General features: G+C 55.9%; 1 protein-coding gene. It reads right to left on the bottom strand.

Going from position 1 to position 238, the window contains the following annotated elements; genetic code table 11:
• The coding region (locus tag AF337_RS43445; RefSeq protein WP_160320401.1) for a hypothetical protein at positions 1-238 on the bottom strand (238 nt) is incomplete at both ends.

The raw sequence follows: 238 nt of genomic DNA, 5'->3' as shown, positions 1-238 counted from the left end.
GCTCATGATCAGATTTTGGCTGATCCGACGGGCAGTTTTCCAATCGATTTCGAGCAAGCCACCGTTCTGGCTATCGTGCAGCGCGGCGAGCACATTCAAGAGACCTGCGAACACCTTTAAGTTTGGACCATCCTGCTCGAGCAGCGCCGTCTGCCTAGCGGCATCACTGTATTGCCCTGCGTCGATAGCTTTCAACACCTTCGAATAGGCAATCCAGGGTCCGGCGCGACCCTGAAGG

The organism is Rhizobium ecuadorense (assembly GCF_001187535.1).
In the GTDB taxonomy this organism is placed as follows: Bacteria; Pseudomonadota; Alphaproteobacteria; order Rhizobiales; family Rhizobiaceae; genus Rhizobium; species Rhizobium ecuadorense.
The sequence above is the reverse complement of the archived record's forward strand: the minus strand, read 5'-3'. Positions and strand labels throughout refer to the sequence as shown.